We start from the raw sequence: 24981 nt of genomic DNA, 5'->3' as shown, positions 1-24981 counted from the left end.
TAGAACGATACGGTGGCCCGGTTCTTGAGACAGACAACGCAGCGGTTCATTTATCCCGATGACCGCCTACCTCCTAAAACGTCTCGCCATAGCCATCGCCACCCTGCTGCTGGCTTCGATGGTGGTGTTCGCCGTCCTGGAGATCCTACCCGGCGATCCGGCACGGCTGATGCTAGGCATGAACGCCAGTGCCGATCAGGTCGAACTCTTGCGCGACCGGATGGGCCTTAACGCGCCACTGGCCTTGCGCTATCTGCACTGGGCCGGCGGCCTGCTCAGTCTCGATTTCGGCCGCTCCTACACCTATTCGGTGCCGGTCATCGATCTGGTTCGCGAGCGGCTTGCCGTGTCGCTGCCGCTGGCGCTGATCGCGCTTGCGCTCTCCACCGTCATCGCGATCCCCGTCGGCCTGTTTTCCGCCAGCCGGCGTGGACGGGCCGGTGATACGATTTCCATGGGCGCCGCACAGCTTGGCGTCGCCGTGCCCAATTTCTGGTTCGCCCTGATGCTGATCTATGTCTTCGCCGTCTGGCTGCGGCTGGTCCCTGCCGGTGGCTTCCCCGGATGGGGCGCCGGCATCTGGCCAGCCTTGAAATCGTTACTGCTGCCGGCGGTGGCTCTCGCCTTGCCGCAAGCCGCGATCCTGGCGCGCGTCACCCGCTCGGCACTGATCGAGGTGCTGAACGAGGACTATATCCGCACCGCCCGCGCCAAGGGCCTGCCCTACCGAGCCGTGCTGTGGCGGCATGCACTGCGCAACGCCATGATCCCGGTGCTGACCATTCTTGGCCTGCAGTTCGCCTTCCTGCTCGCCGGCACCATCATCATAGAGAATGTCTTTTACCTGCCCGGCCTCGGCCGGCTGGTGTTCCAGGCAATCACCCAGCGCGACCTGATCGTCGTCGAAAGCGTCGTCATGCTGCTGGTCGCAGCCGTCATCGCCGTCAACCTCCTCGTCGACCTTTCCTATGCGGTTGTCGATCCGCGCCTGAGAAGCCGGCAATGACGCTGCACATCGACATTCCGGAGGAGACGTTCGGCAGCATCCTGGCCAAGGCATTCAGGAATACCGCCTTCGTTGCCGGTTTCGTCATCACCTTGCTGATCCTGGCAATGGCTGTAGTTTCCTATGGCTGGACGCCCTACGACGTTACGAAACTGGTGATATCGGACAAAACGCAGGCGCCCTCGCTGGCGCACTGGTTCGGCACCGACCATTTCGGCCGCGACATCCTGTCGATGGTCATGGTCGGCGCCCGCAATTCGATTGCCGTGGCGCTGGTTGCGGTCGGCATCGGCATGGGGGTCGGCGTGCCGCTCGGCGCCTTTGCCGCGGCACGCGGCGGCCTCGTCGACGAGGCACTGATGCGTCTGAACGACCTCGTCTTCGCCTTCCCGGCGCTGCTGTCGGCGATCATGATCACCGCCATCTTCGGGCCGGGCGCCGTCAACGCCATCATCGCCATCGGCATCTTCAACATCCCGGTCTTTGCGCGTGTCGCCCGCGCCGGCGCGCTGGCGATCTGGCCGCGCGAGTTCATTCTCGCCGCTCGCGCCGCCGGCAAAAGCAGCACGCAGATCACAATCGAACATGTGCTGCCCAACATCGCCACGCTGCTCCTGGTGCAAGGCACCATCCAGTTCGCTCTGGGCATCCTGGCCGAGGCCGGACTTTCCTATCTGGGCCTGGGTGCGCAACCGCCAATGCCGAGCTGGGGCCGCATGCTGTTCGACGCGCAGACCCGGATGGTGGTGGCGCCATGGATGGCGATCTTTCCGGGCATGGCGATCGTTGTCGCCGTGCTGGGGCTGAACCTCCTGGGCGACGGCATCGCGGACATTCTCGATCCGAAATCGCGGCGGCAGCGATGAGCCTGCTCGACATCGAGAACCTGTCGCTGATCATCGGCGACACGCAGATCCTCAAGGATGTGGAGCTTTCCGTCGCGCCCGGTGAGGTGATGGGGCTGGTCGGCGAATCCGGTTCCGGCAAATCGATGACCGCGCTGACGGTGATGCAGCTTCTGCCCCATGCCGCGCGCGCCACCGGACGCGTCACATTCGACGGCATCGACATCCTGGCAGCAACCGAGGACCAGATGTGCGCGCTGCGCGGCGATGATATCGGCATGGTGTTCCAGGAGCCGATGACGGCGCTCAATCCGGTCAAGACCATCGGCGAACAGGTTGCCGAAGGCATACGCTGGCACACCAAGGCCAGCCGCGCCGAGGCCGAAGACCGGGCGCGAAAAATGCTGGACCGCGTCGGCCTGCCCGCGGCGAAATTCCCGATATCGCGCTATCCGCACGAACTGTCCGGCGGCCAGCGCCAGCGCGTCGTCATCGCCATCGCTTGCGCGCTGAAGCCTAAGCTGCTGATCGCCGACGAACCGACGACGGCGCTCGATGTGGTGCTGCAGGCGCAGATCCTCGACCTCTTGCGCGACCTCGTCGCCGAAAGCCGCATGGGCCTGCTCTTGATCTCGCATGACCTCGCCGTGGTGACCGAGATGGCGGACCGCATCACCATCCTGCGGCACGGCGAGGTTATGGAGGCCGGCGACACCGCACGCACGCTGTCCGAACAACTCCACCCCTACACGCGCCAGTTGGCGCAGGCCTCGATGCATGTGCCGGCGCGCGCCGAGCCGCACCGCACCGGGTCGAGCCAATCCCTGCTTCAGGTCGAGAGCGTGACGCGCGACTATCCCGGACGGCGCACCTCGCTGTTCAAGCGCGCGCCTGGTATCCGCGCCGTCGACGATGTCTCCCTGTCGATGGCGCCGGGCCAATCGGTGGCGCTGGTTGGCCGCTCCGGCTGCGGCAAGTCAACGCTCGCGCGCATGATCCTGGCGCTGGACCGTCCGACATCGGGCACGATCCGGTTTCGCGGCGACACCGTCACCGGCAAGAGCGAAGCCGAGCTGAAGCCGGCCCGCCGTGACATGCAGGTCGTCTTCCAGGATCCCTACGGATCCTTCGACCCGCGCCAGAAGGTCGGAAAACTGGTCGCCGAACCCCTGCATGTGCTGGAGAAAAAGCCGACGCACGCCGAGCGCCGCGAGATGGTGGCGCATGCGCTGCACGAGGTCGGCCTCGGCATCAGCGACATGGACAAATATCCGCACGAATTTTCCGGCGGCCAGCGTCAGCGCCTGTCGATCGCCCGCGCCATCATCACCCGCCCGAAACTGGTCGTCGCCGACGAGCCGGTTTCGGCGCTCGACGTCTCTGTCCGCGCCCAGATCCTCGATTTGTTCGCAGAGCTCAACCAGAAGCTCGGCATCGCCTATCTCTTCATCACCCACGATCTGACCGTCGCCCGCGCCATCACGGACGAGGTGCTGGTCATGCATGACGGCAAGATAGTCGAGCGCGGCAAGACGAGCGAGGTGCTGGATCACCCGCAGTCCGAGGCGGCCAAGGCACTTGTCACCGCAGCCCCTGATCTGCACCGGGCAATCGCACGCCGGATGCAGGAGCAGGGTTAGAGCGTCTCAGAGACTGTCTCTCAGATCATCTGGAATTTTCCGGTGGCCTTGAACCGGAGATAGGCCTCGATGCTGCGCGCCATGTTGGGCAGCATTTCGGGCAAGCCGTCGGGCGCGAACCAACCGACGGCGCTGCTTTCGTCATCGGTGACGGCCGGCTCGCCTTCGAAGGAACGCGTGTAGAACATCAAAGCGAAGAACTGAGCGCGGTCGCCATTCGGAAACTGGAAGGTTTCATAGTGTGGGTCGCAGCCAAACCCGAACGGTTCGACGTCGCTGGCGACCAACCCGGTTTCCTCAAGTACTTCCCGGATCACCACCGCTTCCAGGCCCTCGCCTTCCTCGGCATTGCCACCAGGCAAGCCCCACAAGCCAAAATCGGTCCGTTCCTGCAACAGGATGCGGCCGTCGGCGCGCTCGATGACGATGCGCGCGCCTGGCATCAGCACCAGGCGATTCCCGATCAACGCCCGCAACTGTCCCAGGTAGCTATCGGCAAAGGCCATCCAAACGTTCCCTCCCGGCGCCCGCGAACCGCCGCAGAAGCAATGCCTCAGCCTTCCGGCTTCACCACATCGACCGGGCTGATGTCGAGCAGGTCGAGCGTGCGGCGCAGCAGGCGCACCTCGCTCTCGGCCAGTTGCGAATCCGCCTTGGCGATATCCGCCATATGCTGGGCCAATTGCTTGCGCCGTTCGATGTCGAGATCGCGGAAAAGCGCGATGGCCTGCGAGCCGTTGGTCTCGTAGCCGAACTCGTTGAGATATTCGATGACGCTGTCGATGCTGCTTTCCGCAATGCCGAAGGCGTCCTTGCAGATGCGCCGGAAGGCAACCATCTCGCTCTCGCTGACAGACCCGTCGGCCAGGATCATACGAAACAGCATCAGCAGTTCCGCCGACAGGACCGGATCGTCCGCAACCTTGCGCACGCCCGGGTCGCCATCGAAGATCTGACGTATCTGGTCCAGCAATGCGAATGCCATCAGGAGCCTCTTTCCGGGTTAACCACACAAATACAAATCCAAGCGCGATGCGCTTGGATAGAGGTAGCGCGGAATCGACCTTGCGCAAACAGGGCGGCCGTGGTCGAACGCGCGATATTTCAGCCGGCCGGATCCCCCACACGTCAAATGATCGACCTTAGCATCCAGACCATCGCCATCCTCGCCTTCGCCGCCTTTGCCGCAGGCTTTGTCGATTCGATCGCCGGCGGCGGTGGGCTGATCACTGTGCCGGCGCTGCTGCTTGCCGGCTTCACACCCGTCCAGGCGCTCGCCACCAACAAATTGCAGGGCATGTTCGGCTCGGGCTCGGCGACCATCCACTATGCCTCGAAAGGTCATGTCGACCTGCGCCGGCAATTGCCGTCGGCGCTGCTGGCCCTTGTCGGAAGCGCCATCGGCGCGTTGCTGGCGACGATCGTGCCGGGTGACATTCTGCGGGCTGCCCTGCCCATCGTGCTGATCGCCATCGCGCTCTACTTCGCGTTCAAGCCCAACATGAACGATGTCGATCGCGCCGAGCGCCTGTCGCCGTTCCTGTTCGGACTGACCCTGGTGCCCGCTATCGGCTTCTACGATGGCCTGTTTGGGCCAGGCGCCGGCTCCTTCTACATGCTGGCCTTCGTGGCACTTGCCGGCTACGGCGTGCTCAAGGCGACCGCGCATACCAAGCTGCTCAACTTCGCCTCCAACATCGGCGGCTTCATCGTCTTCGCGGCCTTCGGCGTCGTCTACTGGAAGATCGGCCTGATGATGGGGGTTGCCCAGTTCCTCGGCGCCCGTGTCGGCGCCAGCCTGGCCATGCGCATCGGCGCAAAACTGATCAAGCCGCTGCTGGTGATCGTGTGCCTGGCGCTTGCGGTGAAGCTGCTGGCCGACCCTGCGAACCCGCTGCGGGCCTTGATTGGTGTGTGATCCCGCGCCCTGATAGAATGACGCTGTTCGAATCATGTTGGAGGAGCCACACATGAATCTTAGCGCACCTACCCAGATCGTTTTTATCATCTCCGTTGTCATCGCCATCATCGGCGTTCTCGCCGCGCTTGGCGTTCTTGCGTTCATTCCACTCGCATCGGTGTGGATTGTTCTTATTGCTTTCATCGTGCTTGCCGGCGGCTGCCTGATGCGCGGCGCCTGACCATTTCCCTTGAAGTGGGGACGAGGAGCGCCCGGCCAAAAGCCGGGCGCTTTTGATTCCGGCCCGGGGTCTGCTAGATTTGCCTTGGCGCAAGGATGGCCGATGCCAGTCGAGATGCAACCCCAGCAAGAGCAGGACCGATCCGTCGCCGGGCGGTTCGAGATGCGCCGGCGCCTGCCCAACCCTCAACTTGCGGGCGTCGTGTCGGACATCTGCGGCTATCGCGAAATGGCGCCCGGCCATCTGCGCAACGTCGAATACGCGTCGCTCACCGTACCGCTGGTCATCAGCTTCGCCGAACCCTTCGCCATCGGCCTCGGCAAGGCGCCCGGCGACAATGACCGCTTCGCCAGTTTCGCCGCCGGCCTCTATGCCGGACCGGTGGTGATCGAATCCTTCGGCGGCGCCTGCTGCGTCCAGGTCAATTTCACGCCGCTTGGCGCACGGCGTTTCTTCCGCATGCCGATGAGCGAACTGGCCGACAGCATGGTCGCCCTCGACGACGTGCTTGGCGCGCAAGGCATGGCGCTGCGTGAACGGCTTGGCAACGCGCCTGACTGGACGACGCGTTTCGACATGGCCGAAGCCTTCGTCACCGCTCGTCTCGAGAATGCCGCGGAAACGCCGCTCGAAATCGGCTGGGCCTATGACCGCATCATCGCATCCGGCGGCCGGACCCGCATTGCATCGATCGCCGAAAGGCTGGGCTGGAGCCGCAAACATCTCGCCGGCAGTTTTTCCAACGCCATCGGCATTGGCCCCAAGACACTGTCGCGCATCGTCCGCTTCAACCGGGCGCTCGGCCTGTCGAGGCAGCAGACCGTCGACTGGGCGGATATCGCCGCCGATTGCGGCTATGCCGACCAGGCGCATCTGGTGCGCGAGTTCCGCGACCTTGCCGGCGAGACGCCGACCGCGCTGTCGGCCAGGTAACATTTCTTCAAGACGCCGGAACGGCCTTTAAGCAGAGTGGGTTATCGACCAACCCTGCGAAGGAGGTTCCCATGCCCACCACCACTGAAGCGCCCCGCCTCTACCCCGCCTTGCGCTACAAGAACGCGGCAAAGATGATCGACTGGCTGGGCGAAGCCTTCGGCTTCAGCGTCCGGGTCCGCTATGGCGAAGGCGATGTCGTGCATCATGCCGAACTGGTCTTCGGCTCCTCGATGATCATGCTGGGCTCGGTGCGCGACGACGACTACGGCAAGATGGTCGGCGAGCCCGGCTCAGGCGGCGGCGAGTCGATCTATATTGCCGTCGACGATGCCGATGCCGCCTATGCCAAGGCCAGGAAGGCCGGCGCCACGATCATCCAAGAATTGACCAACCGCGACTATGGCAGCCGCGAGTTCATCTGCCGCGACCCGGAAGGCAACGTCTGGTCCTTCGGCACCTACTGGCCGAAGGCTGGCGAGAAGGGCTGACCGACCATCGCCAGCACTCGAAGTCGGCGAAGGCGTCCGAACTTCGTCATACCAGGGCGAAGCAGGAGCGAAGCTCCGTCGCGGAGACCCTGGTATCCATGCCGTGACCTTGGCCCACGAGTGCAGCGAAGCGGAATTCTGCACCGCTGCAACGCTTCGAAGTCGCGGCATGGATCCCTTGGGCTGCGGAGCAGCTCCAGGGGTCTGCGCCGCGTCGCTACGCCTTGTTCCGCCCGTGGATGACGACGTGATGGGCGTTATCGCTAATTGCCAAGGTGGTTCGCCAACGAGGCTCTATCGAGCCAACCCAAAAATCGCGTCACAGTCGAGATTAATCTCCAGCTCGGCCGCGATCTCGTCCAGCGCTTTCTCGACCTCGGCGCGATAATCGACGCCGCCGCCGCTGACTCCAAGACTCGCAAGATAGGCCGCCCGAAAGCCATCGGCGCCAAACAGGCCATGCATATAGGTGCCGATCACCTTGCCATCGGCCGACACCGCCCCGTCCTCCACGCCATTGATGACGGCGGAAGGCCGGAGCGTATCTGGCCCAGTGGTGCGGCCGAGGTGGATCTCGTAGCCCTCGAGCGGCAGGTCGAATTGTACCGAGCGGGCGCTGACGTTGCGCACCGTCTTTTCCGGCTCCATCACCGTCTCGACGTCGAGCAGGCCGAGCCCTTCGGCCTCGGTGACGCTGCCTTCGATACCGTCGGGGTCGCGCACCGCGCGGCCAAGCATCTGGAAGCCGCCGCAAATGCCGACGACATGGCCGCCGCGCTTATGGTGCGCGAGCAGATCGCGGTCCCAGCCGTTCTCGCGGAACTTCAGGAGATCGCCGATGGTCGACTTGGAGCCTGGAATGACCACTAGCCCGGCATCGGCGGGCAGCGGCTTTCCCGGTGGCACAAAGACAACCTCGACCTGCGGTTCGGCCTTGAGCGGGTCGAGATCGTCGAAATTGGCGATCCGGCCAAGCACCGGGACCGCCACCTTCAGCGCGCGCGTCTCGCCGGACGCCAGCCGTTCCAGCACCACCGAATCTTCCGAAGGCAGCCGCGCCGCCGCCTTCAGCCACGGCACCACGCCGAAACAGCGCCAGCCCGTGAATGTCTCGATTGACCTTATCCCGTCATCGAACAGCGAAACGTCGCCGCGGAACTTGTTGATGAGATAGCCGACGATCATGCGCCGGTCCTCTTCCGGCAGGATCAGATGCGTGCCGGCGACCGACGCGATGACGCCGCCGCGATCGATGTCGCCGACCAGCACCACCGGCACGTCGGCACGCGTGGCAAAGCCCATATTGGCGATGTCACGGCTACGAAGGTTGATCTCGGCCGGCGAGCCAGCGCCCTCGACGATGACCAGATCGGCGCCCTCGCTAACCTTGCCCCAGGAGTCAAGAACGGCATCCATCAGCCGGCCCTTCATCGCCTGGTAGTCGCGCGCCCGCGCTTCGCCGACCACCTTGCCCTGCACGATGACCTGCGCGCCGACATCGGTCTGCGGCTTCAGCAGCACCGGGTTCATGTGGACCGACGGTGCCACGCCGCAAGCGATCGCCTGCAGCCATTGCGCACGGCCGATCTCGCCGCCGCCGGCTTTGTTGTCGCCGGGGATATCGGCAACGGCGGCGTTGTTCGACATGTTCTGCGGCTTGAACGGCCGCACCGTCAGCCCACGCTTCTTTGCCGCACGGCACAGGCCGGCGACCAGCACGGTTTTGCCGACATCGGAACCCGTGCCTTGCAGCATGATCGCTTTGGCCATCAGCCCCAGCCCTGCGCCACGGTTCCGGTGATATCGGATTTCTGCGCCAGCGGCCCGCCGCGCCAGATGTAGAGCGCCAGCAATGGCTCTTTGCCGGTGCGCATGGCGTGGTTGACGTTGGAAGCGTGGTGAACGACCTCACCGGCCGTGCGCATGCAAAAGCCGCTCTCGCCCATGCGCCATTCGGTGCCGCCGGTCAGCGGAATGTAGATTTCCTCGGCAATATGATGGTGGTCGGGATAGACGATATCGGGTCCAAGGATCAGCAGGCCGGCGGCGACCGCGTCATTGGCGAAGTGGCCTCGGGTGCCGAACACTTCCAGCCAGCCGTAATTGTCGATGAACTCTTTTCCGAAGTCCGCCTCGCCATAGGTCTGCCCCCAACGGAGATCATTCCGACGCTCGGCAAGCAGCCGCACCAGCGGCCTGGCATCCGGCGGCGCCAGTTCGGCGGCGCGATCGAGATGGCGCAGGCAGGCAAGCGGATGCGGCTCGAGTATGCGGACCGGCATCTCCCAGGTGATCCGGGCCACGGCATCGCGCACCAAGGCGTGATCCACGGACGCAAGGTATGCGTGGAACCTGTCCAGCAGTTCGTCGAATTTTGTCGTCACATCTCACTCCGGACATGCATTGGTGCACAGCCGCTCCCCAAATGGCCGGCTGGTAGCGTCGGGTTGCACGGCGGCATCATTGGTCTAGATTGGTGCGCGCGCAAAGCCAAAAACGACAGGCCAGCGGCTAGCTGGCCAGCACACAGGGAGCACGCCATGGACGCCGCGGTCGATGCGAGCACCAGCCAGTTCGAACTCAACGAGGAACAGCGCGCCATCCAGGAGATGGCGCAGGCATTCGCCGCCGACCGAGTTGCGCCGAACGCACTCGACTGGGACCGCAACAAGCATTTCCCTGCCGATGTGATCCGCGAGACCGGCCCGCTCGGCCTCGGTGGCATTTATATCAGGGACGATGTCGGCGGTTCCGCGCTCGGCCGGCTCGATGCCGTTCTGATCTTCGAGGCGCTTGCGCACGCCGATCCGGCCTTTTCGTCGTTCATCTCGATCCACAACATGGTGGCCTCGATGATCGACCGTTTCGGCAATGACGAGCAGCGCCAGCGCTTCCTGCCGAAACTCACTTCGATGGAATGGCTTGCGAGCTATTGCCTGACCGAGCCCGGTTCCGGCTCCGATGCCGCGGCGCTGAAAACGCGCGCTGTCCAGAGCGGCGGCGACTATGTGCTGAACGGCACCAAGCAGTTCATCTCTGGTGCCGGCGACAGCGATGTCTATGCCGTCATGGTGCGCACCGGCACTGAAGGGCCGAAAGGCATTTCCACCATCGTCGTGCCCAGAGATGCGCCGGGCCTTTCCTTCGGCGCCAATGAGCACAAGATGGGCTGGCACATGCAGTCGACCCGCCAGGTCATTTTCGAGGATTGCAAGGTGCCGGCGGAAAACCTTTTGTCCGGCGAAGGTGCCGGCTTCGGCATTGCCATGGCCGGGCTCGACGGTGGCCGGCTGAACATTGCCGCCTGCTCGCTGGGCGGCGCGCAGTCGGCGCTCGACAAGGCGCTCGCCTACACCGCCGAGCGCAAGGCTTTCGGCTCGAAGATCAACCAGTTCCAGGCTTTGCAGTTCAGGCTGGCCGACATGGAGACCGAGCTGCAGGCGGCGCGCATCTTCCTTTATGCCGCCGCCTCGAAACTGGACCGCAAGGCGGCGGATGCCGGTAAATGGTCGGCGATGGCCAAGCGCTTCGTCACCGACACCGGCTTCAATGTCGCCAACGACGCCCTGCAACTGCTCGGCGGCTACGGCTATCTGCACGATTATGGCATCGAGAAGCTGGTGCGGGACCTGCGGGTACACCAGATCCTCGAAGGCACCAACGAGATCATGCGCGTCATCATCGCGCGGGCGTTGATTGGCCGTTGAAGCCAGCAACTCTGGGAGACAAATAATGACGACGATCGCCTTCATCGGCCTTGGCAATATGGGCAACCCAATGGCTGCCAACCTGGTCAAGGCGGGGCATGCCGTGCACGGCTTCGACCTGGTGCCGGAAAACCTTACCGTCGCGCGCGAGCATGGCGTCGTCATCATGGCCAATGGGCCGGCCGCGGTGAAGGATGCTAGCGTGGTAATCACCATGCTGCCTGCGGGCAAGCATGTGCTGTCGGTCTATGAAGACATTGCCCACAAGGCGAAAAAGGGCGCGCTATTCATCGATTCCTCGACCATCGACGTCGAGTCGGCGCGCAAGGCGCACGCCATTGCCGCCAAACACGGGTTGCTGTCCATCGACGCGCCCGTCTCTGGCGGCACCGGGGGTGCCGCGGCCGGCACGTTGACCTTCATGGCCGGAGGCTCCGATGAGGCCTTCGCTGCCGCCGAGCCGATCCTGAAGCCGATGGCTGGCCGCATCGTCCATTGCGGCGGCGACGGCGCCGGCCAGGCGGCAAAGATCTGCAACAACATGATCCTCGGCATTTCGATGATCGGCGTCGCCGAGGCCTTTGTTCTGGCGGAAAAGCTCGGCCTGTCGCATCAGGCGCTGTTCGACGTCGCCTCGACCTCCTCCGGCCAGTGCTGGTCCTTGACCTCCTATTGCCCGGTGCCTGGCCCGGTACCGACTTCGCCCGCAAACAGGGGTTACAACCCAGGATTTGCAGCAGCCCTGATGCTGAAAGACCTGAGGTTGTCGCAGGAAGCCGCGCAAAATGCCGGTGCGGTAACGCCGCTTGGTGCCGAAGCAGCCCAGCTCTATGCCTTGTTCAACGCTCAGGGAAATGGCGCCACCGACTTTTCCGGCATAATTAATTTTCTGCGCGGCAACCCTGCGTAACCAACTGATTTGGCGATCTTTTTCCGATTTCCTTCGGCAGAAAAGATGCAAATTTAGATTTGCTTAAGCTCTCGATAACTCCGCGGTAACGATGTCCCTATAAAACGGATTGCGAGGCGGACATATCTCATCCGCCCGGCGCTCCGGATCAGGTCTCGCGTACCGGAGCCCGTAAGTTTCGACAAGCGCCCGTAAGTTTCGCAAAGTGTTTGCGTAGCGAAGCGCCATGCGTATTTGGCAAAGCCGCGTTCCCGATGGAGCGCGGTTTTTGCGTTTTAGCCGATTTATCAGCGCAGTTTGGTTTTATATTCCGATTGCCGCATTCGGGATCGGGACATGATCTTCGTTGATCAGCACGATCGGCACATCGGCTCCCTCGACCCTGACGACCAGCAGGCGCAGGCCCCACGTGCCGGCAGTGCGGACAGCGGTCGAGTAGGCCGTGCCCTTGCCCTTGGCGCCGTGGACCGGAATGCTGAACTGGGCGTCGCCAGCCCCATTCGCATTGACATTGAGATGACCACCGATCCAGAAACTGTCGGCCACATCATCACCCAGCGCGGCCTTGACGCGGTCGTCGGCGCGAAGCCTGTCCATCGTCATGTGATAGGCATCGCTGCCTTTCAGGACGTAGGGGATGCTGCCGACCATCGTCGCACAGCCGCCGATCCCGACCACCCAGACGGCAAGGCCCGCGATCGCCCAGTTGCGCTGCGTCTTGCGAAACTGTTCCGCATCGCGCCAGGCGCGGTTCCGCCAGGCCCAGCGGCTGCCACGCGCGCCAAGCACGATGATCATGATGATGTTGACGACCGGGATCAGCGCCAGCAGCGCGATGAAGGTGCTGTTGCCGATACCCCAGATCCAGTTGAGGAAGAAGGCGCCCCAGTTCCAGCGGTCGAGCTCGGCTGGAATTTCGGCGGGCTGGTTGAGCGGTTGTCCGGCCATGATGTCCCCTTCGGCGAACTGCCTCGGCGGGTTGTAGCCGATACCGCTGACGACCGGAACCCTCGGCCGGCCCGAGGCCGGCACAGGATTCATGAACAGTCGGGCGTCTCGATCGCGGGACGCCCGACCATACCCTCACCGCTTGCGCAGGTCGGCTTGCGCCAGATCCAGCGCCTTTGAGATGCGCTCGCAGGCCATATCGATCGTATCACGGGTCCAGATCAGAGGCGGCGACAGGATCATCGTGTCGCCGGTGGCACGCAGCATCATGCCATTCGCGATCGCGTGGTCGCGCACCGTCACCGCCGCACTTCCAGCCGGCAGAAACCGCTCCTTGGTCGCCTTGTCCTTGACGATCTCGATGGCGCCCATCAGCCCGATCGAACGCACCTCGCCGACCAGATCATGCCCGGCAATGCGCTCCTGCAAGGCCTTGGCGAAATAAGGGCCGGTGTCGTTCCTGACACGGTCGACCAGCCCTTCGCGCTCGATGATCTCGAGGTTCTTCAGCGCCACGGCACAGGCCACCGGATGGCCGGAATAGGTGTAGCCGTGATTGAACTCGCCGCCCTTCTCGACCAGCGTCGAGGCGATGCGGTCGCCGACCAGCAACGCCGACAGCGGCTGATAGCCCGAGGTCAGCGCCTTGGCCGTGGTGATCGTGTCGGGCTCGATGCCGAGCGTCTGCGCGGCAAACCATTCGCCGGTGCGGCCATAGCCGGTGATGACCTCGTCCAGCATCAGCAAGACATCGTATTTGCGGCAAATGCGCTGCACTTCCGGCCAATAGCTGACCGGCGGTATCTTGACGCCGCCCGCTCCCATCACCGGTTCGCCGATGAAGGCCGCGACCTTGTCAGCGCCGGCCTCGAGGATCGCATCCTCGACAGCCCCGGCCGCGCGCAAGCCGAAATCATGATCGCTCTCGCCGGGCAGCGCCAGCTCATAGGCATAGGGCATCATCACATGGACGATGTTGGGCACCGCGCCGTTGAGCTGTTTGTGCATGCCATCCATGCCGCCGAGCGAGGTGCCGGCAACGGTCGAGCCGTGATAGGCCATCTTGCGCGAGATGATGCGGTTCTTCTCGGGCTTGCCCTCCAGCACCCAGTAGTGGCGCACGAGGCGCAGCGCCGTGTCGTTGGCTTCCGAACCGGACGAACCGTAAAACACCTGGTTGACGTGCTTCGGTGCGATCTCCGCCAGTTTCTTGGACAGCAGCACCGGCGTCGGCGTCGAGCATTTGAAGAAGGAGTTGTAGTAAGGCAGTTCCTTCATCTGGGCATAGGCAGCCTCGGCCAGCTCGTCACGGCCATAGCCGATGTTGACGCACCACAGCCCGGCCATGCCGTCGAGGATTTCACTCCCTTCGGAATCGTAGATGAACGGCCCGTTGGCGTGGGTGATGATGCGCGAGCCGGCCTCGCGCATTTCCTTGTGGTCGGTGAACGGATGCAGATGATGCGCGGCATCGATCTGCTGAAGCTGCTTCAGCGAATAATTCTGGTAGGTCATGGATGTGATCTTTCCTCTGGATTCTATCCGGCCAAAGCCGGGGCGAATGCGTCAGAGGCAGAGAGGTGGCGAGTAGCCGATGCGGGCGCACAGCCGCAAAAGCTCGGCGCGCAGCGTGCGCGGCGACGGTGTCACCGCGACCCGCAACGCGCGAAGACCAAATGCGCCAGCCAATGTCCCTTCGAGAGCCATGGCCGGCACCATAGAGCAATTCCAGGAAAAGTGTGAAACGGTTTTCTGTCCGGAATTGCGTCAAAACAAGAGAACAGCAAAGGCTGGTCGAGGTGAACCACCCTTTGCTTGGCCCATGACAGAATGAGTCTAGGCCTTGGCTGTCAGCGCCCTCTGCAGGAAGACATACTTCATCGCCGTCTGCGCCGCCTGCGGCCGGCGGTCGCCGCGGCCGCCATGCCCGCCTTCGGTTTCCTCGAAGAACAGCGTGCGTGCATGGCCGGCTTCCTGCAGGCGGGCGGCCATCTTGCGGGCATGGCCGGGGTGGACGCGGTCGTCAGCGGTCGACGTCGTCAGCAGCACCGGCGGATAGGCGGCGCCAGCGTCGACATGCTGGTAGGGCGAGTAGGCCGAAAGCCAAACCACGTCTTCCGGTTTCGACGGATCGCCATATTCGGCCATCCACGAGGCGCCGGGAGGCAATTGCGTGTAGCGCAGCATGTCGAGCAGCGGCACCTCGATGATGACGGCGCCGAAGAGTTCAGGGCGTTGCGTTAGCGAGACACCGGTCAGCAGCCCGCCATTCGAACCGCCCTGGATGCCGAGCGAGGCTGCTGTCGCAATCCCGCGTCGAACGACGTCCTGCGCGACCGCGGCGAAATCGTCGAAGCCGTTCTGGCGATTGCCCTTGAGCGCCGCCTGGTGCCAGGCTGGGCCGAACTCGCCGCCGCCGCGGATGCACGCCTGCACATAGGCATTGCCCTTCTCCAGCCACAGCCGGCCACGCACGCCGGCATAGCCTGGCAGAAGCGGCACTTCGAAACCGCCATAGCCATAGAGCAGCGTCGGCACGGGACCCTTCTGGTCGCGCCGCCTGACGACGAAATAGGGGATCATCGTGCCGTCCTTGGAGCGTGCCTCGAACTGTTCCGAGATCAGCGGCGAGGCATCGAAACGCGCCGGCTGCGACTTCACGGTGGCCAGCGTCTCGCCATTGTCGTCAGACCAGATGATCGAGCTTGGCGTCAGGAAATCGGTGAAGGAGAAGGAAACGCTGGAGCCGAACTGCTCGGCATGGCTGATGCCGACATTGCCATTTTCAGGCAGCGCGACCGGTTTCCGCGACCAACCGCCGTCCTTGCGCTCGCAGACGACGACCTTGCCGCGCACATTGTCCATCAGGTTGATGAACAGCCGGTCCTGCGTGCGGGCAGTGCCGGCGATGGACACCCGATATGCCGGCTCGAACAAGGTTTCCACTGGTCCGAGCGCGCCGGTCTCTACCCAGTGCGCCAGATCCAACGAATAGAGGCCGTCAGGCTTGCACACCGTGCCGTCGGGCGCCGTCCACGGGCTGCGCACGCCGAAGACGAGCTGATCCCTGAAGATCGCGGTGTCGGTCACGTCGTCGGGCAGCGGCAGCTGTCTGTTCTCGCCGGACGACAGCCGCAGGAAGATGTGCGAGGCGAAGAAATTGAGCGTCCGAGCGAGGATCAGATATCGCCTGTCACCGTCGTACTCGACTGCGGCACCGACGGCGAGATCCTCTTTCTGCGCCTCGAAGATCGGTGTCGCGTCTTCCAGCTTGGTGCCACGCTTCCACAGCTTGATGACACGCGGATAACCGGACTCGGTCTTGTCGACCTCTTCAAAGGCGGCCGAAACAATGACCGTGTCCTTGTCCAGCCAGCTGAAACCAGACTTGGACGCCCGCGCGTGAAACCCATCTTCTACGAACGATTTGGTTTCGATGTCGAATTCGCGCATCTCGCTGGCGTCGCCGCCATCGGGCGACATCGAGACCAGGCAGAGGTTGAAGTCGGGATAGAGCCGGCTGGCGCCGCCGAACACCCATTTGATCCCCTCCTTCGCCGCAAGCTGGTCGAAGTCGATGATCGTTTCCCAGTCGGGCTTCTCGGTCTTGTAGGAAGCGACCGTCGTGCGGCGCCAGAGGCCGAGCACATTGGTCTTGTCCTGCCAGAAATTGTAGACATGGCCCTTCAGCGCGGAACCGACCGCGATATTGTCCTCGGCCGTCATCAGGTCGAGCGCGGTCTGGAACGACGCCTGATAGGACGGATCACCCTGCAGCTCGCCGACCGTGACCTGGTTCTGGCGATGAACCCAGTCCAATGATTGCTTGGCTGTCCTGTCTTCCAGCCACAGGAATGGATCGTCGGTCGAAGGGGCGGTGGCGGGCTTGTTCATGAGGCCTCCGATAAACGCGTCGCTTTTTGGCACTGCCAACATCGATATTAAGTGTCCGATATTCAATATTTTCAGCGCACGATTGAGGCTTTCCGCCGACCAACCAAGCTCGCAATGGCCAGCGCCAGACACAACAGGCCAAGCGTGATCGGCAGGCCGCCGGCGCCCAGAATATCCATGGCGCCGCCGGCCAGCGGCGGCACGGCGATACCGCCGACGCCCCACATCAGCGAAAAGGCGGCATTACCGGCGACCAGTGCAGAGCCGGTGAAGCGCTCGCCGAGCTCGATGATCGACATGGTGTAGATGCCGTAGGACGCCGCGCCCCAGACGAAGATCATCGGCCAGATCATTGGTGTCTGGATCAGCAGCGGAAGCAGCACGCAACCGAGCACGGTGATCGAGACGCAGGCAAGCTGCACAAGGCGCGCGGAAAGCCTTTCCGCCAAAAGGCCGAGCGGCACCTGCATGGCGATGTTGCCGGCGATCATCACCGACAGCAGCGCCGACATGCGGGTTTCGGTGATGCCGTGATGGGTGCCGTAAACTGGCAGCAGCGCCAGCACGCCCTGTTCGAAACCGGCGGCCACGATGACGGCAAACAAAAGCAGCCACGCCAGCTGCACGAAGCCAAGGACCGAGAGCCGATGCCCGGCCTCGTCGACCTTGGGCAAGCGCGGGAGCACCGAGGCCAGGCAGATGCCGCACAGCACGAAGGCGAAAATGCCGACCAGAAACGGCGGCCAGCCTTCCGTGCCGACAGCAAGCAGGCACAGCGGCCCGGTGGCGAATCCCGCCGAGATGATCGTCGAATAGACGCCCATGACGCGGCCGCGCCGCGCCGGCGGCGCCAGCGCGATCACCCAGATCTCGCTCAGCACATAGAGCGGGTTGGTCACCACGCCGATCAGGAAGCGCAGCGGAAACCACAGATACACATTCTGCGTCCAGCCGATCAGCGCCAGCACGACAGCCGAAAGAGCCGCACAGGTAAGTGCCGTGCGCCCTGCCCCAAACCGCCGCGCCAGCGCCGGAATCGATGGCGACGACAGGATGAAGCCGATCGGCGTCATCGCCGCCGACAGGCCGATCATCGCCGGCGAAACGCCCTGCCGCTGCAGGATGAAGCTCAACAGCGGATAGGACAGGCCTTGCGCGATGGCGAACACCGAGACCGTGGCGATCACACCGGTGATCGCTGCCCATTGCATCGTCTCGTCGTCGTTCGATTCCACCAGGTTCATTGTGCGCACCGCTATCGGAGGCTGCAGGATTAGCGATTGAGTCACGCGGTGGTAAGCCCCTGGCAGGCGAAAACCGCTTGCTCCAGACAATGCCTGTCAGGAGGCTGGGCTTGTCGGGAAGCGCGGCGTACGGATGACCGATCCAGAGCAAACATCACCAGTGCGGCGTCGAGCGCGGCGATCACGACTGGTAGCCCGAGCGGGCATGTCGCTTCCCTAGCCCTAGTGGTCGCCGCCTCCGCAATGGCAGAACAGTCGCCGGTCCATTATGCCGCCCGTTATCGCATCCTACGAGGACCATCATGACCGCCGCCCTACAACCCTCAGAGCCGGCATTGGCCACCGACCGCGCCCGTCGCGGCGGCCGCGCCGGAAAGCGCGCCGGCGGCTCGGCCGCGTTCGAACAGCCGGCATTCCGGCAGCTGAAAAACCCGCTGACGCCGACTAGGCTGGTTTCGGACGACGAGCTGGAATCGATCCATCTCGCCTCTCTGCGCGTGCTCAGGGAAATCGGCGTCGACGTTCTGCATGACGAGGCCCGCCGCATCATGAAGGCGCATGGCGCCGACGTGCGCGACGGCAGCGAGCGGGTGCGCTTCGACAGCGACATGATCCTGGAACTGGTGTCGCACTGCCCGTCGGAGTTCACCATCCATGCCCGCAACCCGGCGCACAATGTGCGCTTCGGCGGCAACAATGTGATCATCTCGATGATGGCGTCGGCGCCCAACTGCTCCGACATCGATCGCGGCCGTCGGCCCGGCAACCAGCAGGACTATCGCAACTTCCTCAAGCTCGCTCAGATGCACAACATCCTGAACTGCACGGGCGGCTATCCGGTCGAGCCTACCGATATCCATCCATCCGTTCGCCACCTCGAATGCATTCGCGATCTCAGCGTGCTCACCGACAAGGTGTTCCATATCTATTCGCTGGGCAAGGAGCGCAATGTCGACGGCATCGAGATCGCCCGCATCGCGCGCGGCATCAGCCACGAGCAACTGCTCGAAGAGCCATCAGTCTTCACCATCATCAACACCAATTCGCCGCTCAAGCTCGATGTGCCGATGATGGAAGGCATCATCCAGATGTCGAGCAAGGGCCAGGTCGTCGTCGTGACACCGTTCACCCTGTCGGGTGCCATGGCGCCGGTCACCATCGCCGGCGCGCTGGTGCAACAGAACGCCGAGGCGCTGTCCGGCATCGCCTTCGCCCAGATGGTGCGCAAGGGCGCGCCCGTCGGCTATGGCGGCTTCACCTCCAATGTCGACATGAAGTCCGGTTCGCCGGCCTTCGGCACGCCGGAATACATGAAGGCGCAGCTCGTCGGGGGGCAGCTTGCCCGCCGCTACAACATCCCCTACCGCACCTCCAACACCTGCGCCGCCAACACAGTCGACGCGCAGGCGGCCTACGAAAGCGTGTTCTCGCTGTGGGGCGCCATCCAGGGTGGCGGCAATCTGATGATGCATGCCGCCGGCTGGCTCGAGGGCGGCCTGCGCTGCTCCTACGAGAAGACCATTCTGGACATCGATCTGCTGCAGATGGTGGCCGAATTCCTGACCCCACTCGACCTTTCCGACGAGGCACTCGGCTTCGACGCCATCCAGTCGGTCGGTCCCGGCGGCCATTTCTTCGGCACACAGCACACCCAGGACCGCTACAAGACCGCCTTCTACTCGCCGATCCTCTCCGACTGGCGCAATTACGAGACCTGGGCGGAAGCCGGCTCGCCGACGGCGCTCGAAAAGGCCAATAAAGTCTGGAAGGAACGGCTCGCTTCCTACGAAGAGCCCTATATGGACCCGGCCATCCGCGAGGAACTCAACGCCTTCGTCGCCAAGCGGCGGTCCGAGGGCGGCGCGCCAACCGATTTTTGATCGTCAGTATTGTTGATGAACAGTCGACCCCCACTCCGTCGAGCTGCGCTCGACACCTCTCCCCCGATCGACGGGGGAGAGGAAAGGCGCGAGCTTATGAAGGCTGGCGCCCTTCCTCTCCCTCCGGAGGGGGGAGAGGTGGCGCCGCGAAGCGGCGACGGAGTGGGGGAAGCCCGCCCCGCAACGCGCAGCCGCCGCAAAACGGGTACCACCCAGCGAGCCAGAAAACTCAGGCAAGGTGACAACCAGGCCGAAGCGCTGCTTTGGCTTGAGTTAAAAGCCCGCAAACTTGGCGGCTACAAGTTCACGCGACAGTTCTTTATCGGACCATACTACGCAGACTTCGCCTGCCGCGAAAAATGGCTTGTCGTGGAAATCGACGGACACCAGCACGCCGGCAGTTCCTATGACCGCCGCCGCGACGATTTCATGCCCGCCGAAGGCTATTCGATCCTGCGTCTTTGGAGCCATGACGTCCTGAAAGGCCGTACTTCCGTCTGTGAAACCATCCTTGCCGCGCTTGATGGCAGGCTGGCTGAAAACATCGCCGTATCCGATCTCCGCTTTGTCTTCACGCCTCACTCATTCGATTCAATCTCTTCAAAAACGGATCTATCTAGATGAAATCTCATGTAAAAGCGGTTGTCATCGGCGGCGGCGTCGTCGGCTGCTCGGTTCTCTATCATCTGGCCAAGGCCGGCTGGACCGACATCATGCTGATCGAGCGCTCGGAACTCACCTCGGGCTCGTCCTGGCATGCGGCGGGCGGCTTCCACACGCTGAACGGCGACCCCAACGTCGCCAAGCTGCAGGCCTATACGGTGCAACTCTACAAGGAGATCGAGGAAATTTCCGGCCAGTCCTGCTCGCTGCACCTGACCGGCGGCGTGATGATGGCCGATACGCCCGAGCGCATGGATTTCCTGCGCCTCGCCCACGCCAAGGGCCGCTATCTCGGCATGGACACCGAGCTGATCACGCCGTCCGAGGCCAAGGCGATGTTCCCGCTGATGGACGAGACCAACTTCGTCGGCGCCATGTGGGACCCGGTCGAAGGCCATCTCGATCCGTCCGGCACCACCATCGCCTATTCAAAGGCGGCGAAAAAGCTAGGCGCCGAGATCGTGCTGCGCAACCGCGTCGTCGAACTGACGCAAGAGGTCGACGGCACCTGGAACGTCGTCACCGAACAGGGCACGGTTCACGCCGAGCATGTCGTCAATTGCGGTGGCCTGTGGGCGCGCGAGATCGGCCGTATGGTCGGCGTCGAACTGCCGGTGCTGGCCATGGAGCATATGTATCTGCTCACCGAGCCGATGCCGGAGGTCGAGGAATTCAACAAGTCGACCGGCCGCGAAATGATCGGCGTGCTCGACTTCAAGGGCGAGATTTACACCCGCCAGGAGCGCAACGGCATCCTGCTCGGCACCTATGAGAAAGCCTGCAAGCCGTGGTCGCCGGTCAACACGCCCTGGGATTTCGGCCACGAATTGCTGCCGCCCGACCTCGACCGCATCGCGCCGTCGCTGGAAATCGGCTTCAAGCATTTCCCCGGCATCGAGAAGGCCGGCATCAAGCAGATCATCAACGGACCCTTCACCTTCGCGCTCGACGGCAACCCGCTGGTCGGCCCGGTTCAGGGCCTGACCAATTTCTGGTGCGCCTGCGCGGTCATGGCCGGCTTCAGCCAGGGCGGCGGCGTCGGCTTGGCGCTGTCCAACTGGATGGTGCATGGCGATCCCGGCTTCGACGTCTGGGGCATGGATGTCACCCGCTTCGGCGAATGGGCCGGCCTGCGCTACACCAACGCCAAGGTCCGGGAAAACTACTCGCGCCGCTTCTCCATCCGCTTCCCCAATGAGGAACTGCCGGCGGCACGCCCGGCGCAGACGACGCCGCTCTACGACACGATGCTGGCCAACAATGCCGTCATGGGCGACAGCTGGGGACTTGAGACGCCGCTCTGGTTCGCGCCGAAAGGCAAGGAGGCGAAGGACATTGTCTCCTTCCATCGCTCCAACGATTTTGGCCCGATCGGCGAGGAAGTACGCGCCACGCGCGAGCGCGTCGGCGTCACCGAGATCGCCAACTTCGCCAAATACGAAGTGTCGGGACCGGGTGCGGAAGATTTCCTCAACCGGCTGATGACCAACCGCATGCCGAAGACGGGTCGCATCGTGCTGACGCCGATGCTCAACGAATTCGGCAAGCTGATCGGCGATTTCACCATCGCCAAGGCGGCAGAAGACCGCTTCATGATCTGGGGCTCGTCGGCCGCGCAGAAATACCACATGCGCTGGTTCGAGAAGCACCTGCCGAAGGACGGTTCGGTGCGCATCCACCGCTTCGACCAGACGCTGGTCGGCCTGTCGATCGCCGGGCCGAAGTCGCGGGACCTGCTGCAAAAGCTCGTCGATGTCGACATCTCGACCAAATCCTTCCGCTTCATGGATTTCCGCGAGATGGCCGTCGGCGGCGCACCGTGCCTGGTCAACCGCATCACCTACACCGGCGATCTCGGCTACGAGATATGGATGGCGCCGGCTTACGAGCGCCTTGTCTATAGTGCGATCAAGGATGCCGGCGAGGAGTTCGGCCTGGTCGATTTCGGCATGCGCGCTCTGCTCTCCATGCGCCTGGAAAAGAACTTTCCGACCTGGTTTCGTGAGCTGCGGCCGATCTACGGACCGTTCGAAGGCGCGATGGATCGCTTCATCAAGCTGGAGAAGAACGATTTCATCGGCCGCGAAGCTGCAGCCAAGGAGCACGCGGAAGGACCGAAACTGCGCCGCGTCTCCTTCATCGTCGATGCTGCCGACGCCGACGTCATGGGCGACGAACCGATCTGGGCCAAGGTCAGCAAGGACTACGGCACGGTGGAAAAGCCGCATGGCTACGGCGCGCCGCGCTTCGACAAGGGCGGCAAGGAAATACGTGGCTCTAAGGCGGCCGAAGGCGCTTCCGCCGTGCGCGGCATCGTCGACGGCGATTGGCGCGTGGTCGGCTGGGTCACGTCAGGCGGCTATGCGCATTATGTGCAGAAGTCGATGGCGCAAGGCTACGTCCCCGCAGCACTTGCCGAGGACGAAAGTGCCGGACTGTTCGAGATCGAGATCCTCGGACACAGGCGCCCGGCCCGCATTAATGTCGAAGCGCCCTTCGACCCGAGCGGCGAGAAGATGCGGACCTGAGTTCGACCATGGACAGCGCAGCGCCGAAGGGCAGCTTTGGCCGGCATCGCAAGATCATGCCGTTCGAGCCGGGCTCGATAGAGGCCCTGCGCGACGCCTCCCGCCGGAAGGCGGCTTCGCTTAACCAGCATGTGCTGGGTTATGGCGCCCAAGCTGATGCTGAATGGGCCGCGGCAGGGATTGCCTCGCCCGATCTGCCGGCGATGCGAAAATACCGACTTGAGCGTATTCGCGCCGAGTTGAAGCGGCGCGGCTATGCCGGCGCCCTGCTCTACGATCCCGTCAACATCCGCTACGCCACCGACAGCACCAACATGCAGCAATGGGTGGCCCACAATCCGACGCGGCATTGTTTTGTCGCCACCGAGGGGCCGGTGGTGCTGTTCGATTACTTTTCCTGCGAGCACCTGTCCGACCATTCCGGCGTCGTCGACGAAGTGCAGCCGGCGGTATCGTGGATGTATCTCTATAGCGGCGAGCTAACGGAGCAAAAGGTCCGTCGCTGGGCCGCCGGCATCGCTGATCTGGTCAGGGAACATGGCGGCGGCAACAGCCGCATCGCCGTCGACCATATCGATCCGGAAGGCGTCGAAGAACTGGCCCGTCTCGGTGTGTCGATCGGCAATGGCGAAGCGGTGATGGAAAATTCGCGGCTCATCAAATCACCGGACGAAATCCTCGCCATGCGCCGCGCCGTCGTCACTTGCGAGGCGGCGATGGGTGAGATGGAGCAAGTCCTGAGGCCGGGCATCTCCGAAAACGAATTGTGGGCCGAACTGCATCGCGGCAACATCGCGCGCGGCGGCGAATGGATCGAGACCCGATTGCTGACGTCAGGTCCGCGCACCAATCCATGGTTCCAGGAGTGCTCGTCGCGCAAGATTGAATCAGGCGACCTTGTCGCTTTCGACACCGACCTGATCGGCCCCTACGGCTTCTGCGCCGACCTGTCGCGCACATGGCTGTGCGGTGATGCAAAGCCGACCAATGAACAGCGTGACCTGTTCCGCATCGCCGCGGACCAGATCACCCACAACACCGAACTGATGCAACCCGGCATCTCGTTTCGCGACCTCGTCGAACGCTCGGCTGTGCCGCCCGGAGACTGTTTCCCGACCCGCTACGGCGTGCTCTACCACGGCGTCGGGCTGGCGGACGAATACCCGACCTTGCCGCATGCCAGCGACTGGACATCGGATACGCCGGACGGACTGCTGGAACCAGGCATGGTGCTGTGCGTGGAAAGCTATATCGGCCGGCTTGGCGGGCGCGAAGGCGTCAAGATCGAGGAACAGATCCTGATCACCAAGACCGGCAACGAGAAGCTTTCAACCTACCCGTTGGATGCGAGGCTGCTCGGCTAGGCCGGCAAGCGCTTCGCGCAGCGCGGTCACCGTCTTTTCCGGCGTCGTTGCGGCGGTGATGTAGGGCAGGCCCTTGCGCCATCCTGTCCAGCCGACGACCCTTACTTTCCGAGCCGCGGGCTCGAAGCGCTGCGCCAGCACCCAGCTCTCGCAGTCGATGGCAGCTATATCGGCCTTGCCTTCTGCAATTGCGACGATCGAGGAACGGTGCCCGCCGCTTTCGCTGCGCGATGCAAAGATGTCCAGACTTTCGCCCATCGCCTCAAGGTCGCGCTTCAAGCCGATCAGGCCGGACATGGAATCGAGATCGTTGAAGGTGAAGCGCTTGCCGCGAATGCGATCGAGCTGGATCAGCGGGCGGCCATCATCTGGCGCGACAACCGACGGCGCGCCATCCGCTGGCATGACGATGGCGCTGGAGTAGAACTCACCCTGCCCGCCCTCATAGGCATCGTAGCTCGGCTGGCTGACCACCTGCACATGGCTGGACAGGCCGAGTTCCATCGGCCCCCAGCAGGTCTGCGCGAAAAGCAGCGCCGGGTGCAGCCACAGTCTGTGAAAATCGAGTTCGTCCGGCAATGTCGCCAAGTCGGGCGCGCGCGGCACCGGCGGCAGGTCACCATTGCGGCGCACCAGGGTTTGCGGCGCATCGATACCCTTTTTACGGAAGGCATCGCGCAACCGCGCCCATTGTGCGTCGACCTCGTCGCGCACTTCGGGCCAGTCATACATCGGCAACGCCGCAACCAGTTCGCTCATGTCAAAGTCTGACCACTATGCCCGGGAT

23 protein-coding genes are annotated in these 24981 nt (G+C 63.5%); 13 read left to right on the top strand and 10 right to left on the bottom strand.

The window, feature by feature from the left end; all coding sequences use genetic code 11:
* Window positions 1-58 precede the first annotated feature (58 nt).
* Genes ACSQ3L_RS17320 through ACSQ3L_RS17310 form a run of 3 tightly spaced genes read left to right on the top strand, consistent with a single transcriptional unit; the run spans window position 59 to window position 3491 of the window.
* Window positions 59-1006 carry an ABC transporter permease gene (locus ACSQ3L_RS17320; RefSeq protein ID WP_436161059.1) on the top strand — a complete coding sequence of 316 codons (948 nt, stop codon included), beginning with the start codon at window positions 59-61 and terminating at the stop codon, window positions 1004-1006.
* Complete coding sequence (locus ACSQ3L_RS17315; protein WP_436161058.1) at window positions 1003-1872, top strand: ABC transporter permease; 870 nt, start codon at window positions 1003-1005, stop codon at window positions 1870-1872. Before ACSQ3L_RS17320 ends, ACSQ3L_RS17315 begins: the two co-directional genes overlap by 4 nt.
* Entirely contained in the window at window positions 1869-3491 is a 1623-nt protein-coding gene (locus ACSQ3L_RS17310) for an ABC transporter ATP-binding protein (RefSeq protein ID WP_436161057.1), read from the top strand. The genes ACSQ3L_RS17315 and ACSQ3L_RS17310 overlap by 4 nt, the downstream gene beginning before the upstream one ends.
* Before the next feature lie 20 nt (window positions 3492-3511).
* Here ACSQ3L_RS17310 and ACSQ3L_RS17305 read toward each other — a convergent pair whose 3' ends face one another.
* Window positions 3512-3997: an NUDIX domain-containing protein gene (locus ACSQ3L_RS17305; protein ID WP_436161056.1), complete on the bottom strand. Its 486-nt coding sequence runs from the start codon at window positions 3995-3997 to the stop codon at window positions 3512-3514.
* A 47-nt stretch (window positions 3998-4044) separates the two neighbouring features.
* The gene (locus tag ACSQ3L_RS17300; protein ID WP_436161055.1) at window positions 4045-4476 is read right to left on the bottom strand and encodes a TerB family tellurite resistance protein; all 432 of its coding nucleotides are present in this window, start codon (window positions 4474-4476) and stop codon (window positions 4045-4047) included.
* A 147-nt stretch (window positions 4477-4623) separates the two neighbouring features.
* Between ACSQ3L_RS17300 and ACSQ3L_RS17295 the strand changes: the two genes are divergently transcribed.
* From ACSQ3L_RS17295 to ACSQ3L_RS17280, 4 genes are all read left to right on the top strand, one after another.
* Window positions 4624-5409 carry a TSUP family transporter gene (locus ACSQ3L_RS17295; RefSeq protein WP_436161054.1) on the top strand — a complete coding sequence of 262 codons (786 nt, stop codon included), beginning with the start codon at window positions 4624-4626 and terminating at the stop codon, window positions 5407-5409.
* 52 nt (window positions 5410-5461) lie between these two features.
* Window positions 5462-5632, top strand: coding sequence for a hypothetical protein (locus ACSQ3L_RS17290; RefSeq protein ID WP_023812274.1), 171 nt, complete (start codon window positions 5462-5464; stop codon window positions 5630-5632).
* 102 nt (window positions 5633-5734) lie between these two features.
* Window positions 5735-6565 carry a helix-turn-helix domain-containing protein gene (locus ACSQ3L_RS17285; protein ID WP_436161053.1) on the top strand — a complete coding sequence of 277 codons (831 nt, stop codon included), beginning with the start codon at window positions 5735-5737 and terminating at the stop codon, window positions 6563-6565.
* A 71-nt stretch (window positions 6566-6636) separates the two neighbouring features.
* A complete protein-coding gene (locus ACSQ3L_RS17280) occupies window positions 6637-7056 on the top strand; it encodes a VOC family protein (protein ID WP_436161052.1) in 420 nt (139 codons plus the stop codon).
* 294 nt (window positions 7057-7350) lie between these two features.
* Here the strand turns inward: ACSQ3L_RS17280 and ACSQ3L_RS17275 are convergent, their stop codons facing one another.
* Together ACSQ3L_RS17275 and ACSQ3L_RS17270 are read right to left on the bottom strand one after the other, a co-directional pair.
* Window positions 7351-8826, bottom strand: a complete 1476-nt coding sequence (locus ACSQ3L_RS17275) for a cobyric acid synthase (protein ID WP_436161051.1) — start codon at window positions 8824-8826, stop codon at window positions 7351-7353.
* Window positions 8826-9440 carry a dimethylsulfonioproprionate lyase family protein gene (locus ACSQ3L_RS17270; RefSeq protein ID WP_436161050.1) on the bottom strand — a complete coding sequence of 205 codons (615 nt, stop codon included), beginning with the start codon at window positions 9438-9440 and terminating at the stop codon, window positions 8826-8828. Before ACSQ3L_RS17270 ends, ACSQ3L_RS17275 begins: the two co-directional genes overlap by 1 nt.
* Before the next feature lie 156 nt (window positions 9441-9596).
* On the opposite strand from ACSQ3L_RS17270, the gene ACSQ3L_RS17265 reads away from it, so the two are divergent.
* Both ACSQ3L_RS17265 and mmsB read left to right on the top strand, forming a co-directional pair.
* Window positions 9597-10763, top strand: coding sequence for an isobutyryl-CoA dehydrogenase (locus ACSQ3L_RS17265; protein WP_436161049.1), 1167 nt, complete (start codon window positions 9597-9599; stop codon window positions 10761-10763).
* A 25-nt stretch (window positions 10764-10788) separates the two neighbouring features.
* A complete protein-coding gene (gene mmsB / locus ACSQ3L_RS17260) occupies window positions 10789-11673 on the top strand; it encodes a 3-hydroxyisobutyrate dehydrogenase (protein ID WP_436161048.1) in 885 nt (294 codons plus the stop codon).
* A gap of 303 nt (window positions 11674-11976) precedes the next feature.
* Here the strand turns inward: mmsB and ACSQ3L_RS17255 are convergent, their stop codons facing one another.
* From ACSQ3L_RS17255 to ACSQ3L_RS17235, 5 genes are all read right to left on the bottom strand, one after another.
* Entirely contained in the window at window positions 11977-12621 is a 645-nt protein-coding gene (locus ACSQ3L_RS17255; RefSeq protein ID WP_436163469.1) for a cytochrome c oxidase assembly factor Coa1 family protein, read from the bottom strand.
* Between the two features lie 135 nt (window positions 12622-12756).
* On the bottom strand, window positions 12757-14136 hold the full coding sequence (locus ACSQ3L_RS17250) for an aspartate aminotransferase family protein (RefSeq protein ID WP_436161047.1): 1380 nt from the start codon (window positions 14134-14136) through the stop codon (window positions 12757-12759).
* 51 nt (window positions 14137-14187) lie between these two features.
* Window positions 14188-14328: a capsid protein gene (locus tag ACSQ3L_RS17245; protein WP_292180666.1), complete on the bottom strand. Its 141-nt coding sequence runs from the start codon at window positions 14326-14328 to the stop codon at window positions 14188-14190.
* A 129-nt stretch (window positions 14329-14457) separates the two neighbouring features.
* Window positions 14458-16515: a prolyl oligopeptidase family serine peptidase gene (locus ACSQ3L_RS17240; RefSeq protein WP_436161046.1), complete on the bottom strand. Its 2058-nt coding sequence runs from the start codon at window positions 16513-16515 to the stop codon at window positions 14458-14460.
* A gap of 71 nt (window positions 16516-16586) precedes the next feature.
* Window positions 16587-17759 (bottom strand): MFS transporter, encoded by a 1173-nt coding sequence (locus tag ACSQ3L_RS17235; RefSeq protein ID WP_436161045.1) that lies wholly within the window; start codon window positions 17757-17759, stop codon window positions 16587-16589.
* Window positions 17760-18061: 302 nt separating this feature from the next.
* On the opposite strand from ACSQ3L_RS17235, the gene ACSQ3L_RS17230 reads away from it, so the two are divergent.
* The 4 genes from ACSQ3L_RS17230 (at window position 18062) to ACSQ3L_RS17215 (ending at window position 24194) form a co-directional block, all read left to right on the top strand.
* On the top strand, window positions 18062-19639 hold the full coding sequence (locus ACSQ3L_RS17230) for a trimethylamine methyltransferase family protein (protein ID WP_436161044.1): 1578 nt from the start codon (window positions 18062-18064) through the stop codon (window positions 19637-19639).
* Window positions 19640-19777: 138 nt separating this feature from the next.
* The gene (locus tag ACSQ3L_RS17225) at window positions 19778-20263 is read left to right on the top strand and encodes an endonuclease domain-containing protein (protein ID WP_436163468.1); all 486 of its coding nucleotides are present in this window, start codon (window positions 19778-19780) and stop codon (window positions 20261-20263) included.
* The gene (locus ACSQ3L_RS17220; RefSeq protein WP_436161043.1) at window positions 20260-22830 is read left to right on the top strand and encodes a GcvT family protein; all 2571 of its coding nucleotides are present in this window, start codon (window positions 20260-20262) and stop codon (window positions 22828-22830) included. The genes ACSQ3L_RS17225 and ACSQ3L_RS17220 overlap by 4 nt, the downstream gene beginning before the upstream one ends.
* Before the next feature lie 8 nt (window positions 22831-22838).
* Window positions 22839-24194: a M24 family metallopeptidase gene (locus ACSQ3L_RS17215; protein WP_436161042.1), complete on the top strand. Its 1356-nt coding sequence runs from the start codon at window positions 22839-22841 to the stop codon at window positions 24192-24194.
* Here the strand turns inward: ACSQ3L_RS17215 and ACSQ3L_RS17210 are convergent.
* Window positions 24159-24953, bottom strand: coding sequence for a phosphate/phosphite/phosphonate ABC transporter substrate-binding protein (locus ACSQ3L_RS17210; protein WP_436161041.1), 795 nt, complete (start codon window positions 24951-24953; stop codon window positions 24159-24161). The genes ACSQ3L_RS17215 and ACSQ3L_RS17210 overlap by 36 nt on opposite strands.
* Between the last annotated feature and the right edge of the window lie 28 nt (window positions 24954-24981).

The sequence above is a fragment of the Mesorhizobium sp. LjRoot246 genome (genome assembly GCF_964254115.1).
GTDB lineage: Bacteria > Pseudomonadota > Alphaproteobacteria > Rhizobiales > Rhizobiaceae > Mesorhizobium.
The sequence above is the reverse complement of the archived record's forward strand: the minus strand, read 5'-3'. Positions and strand labels throughout refer to the sequence as shown.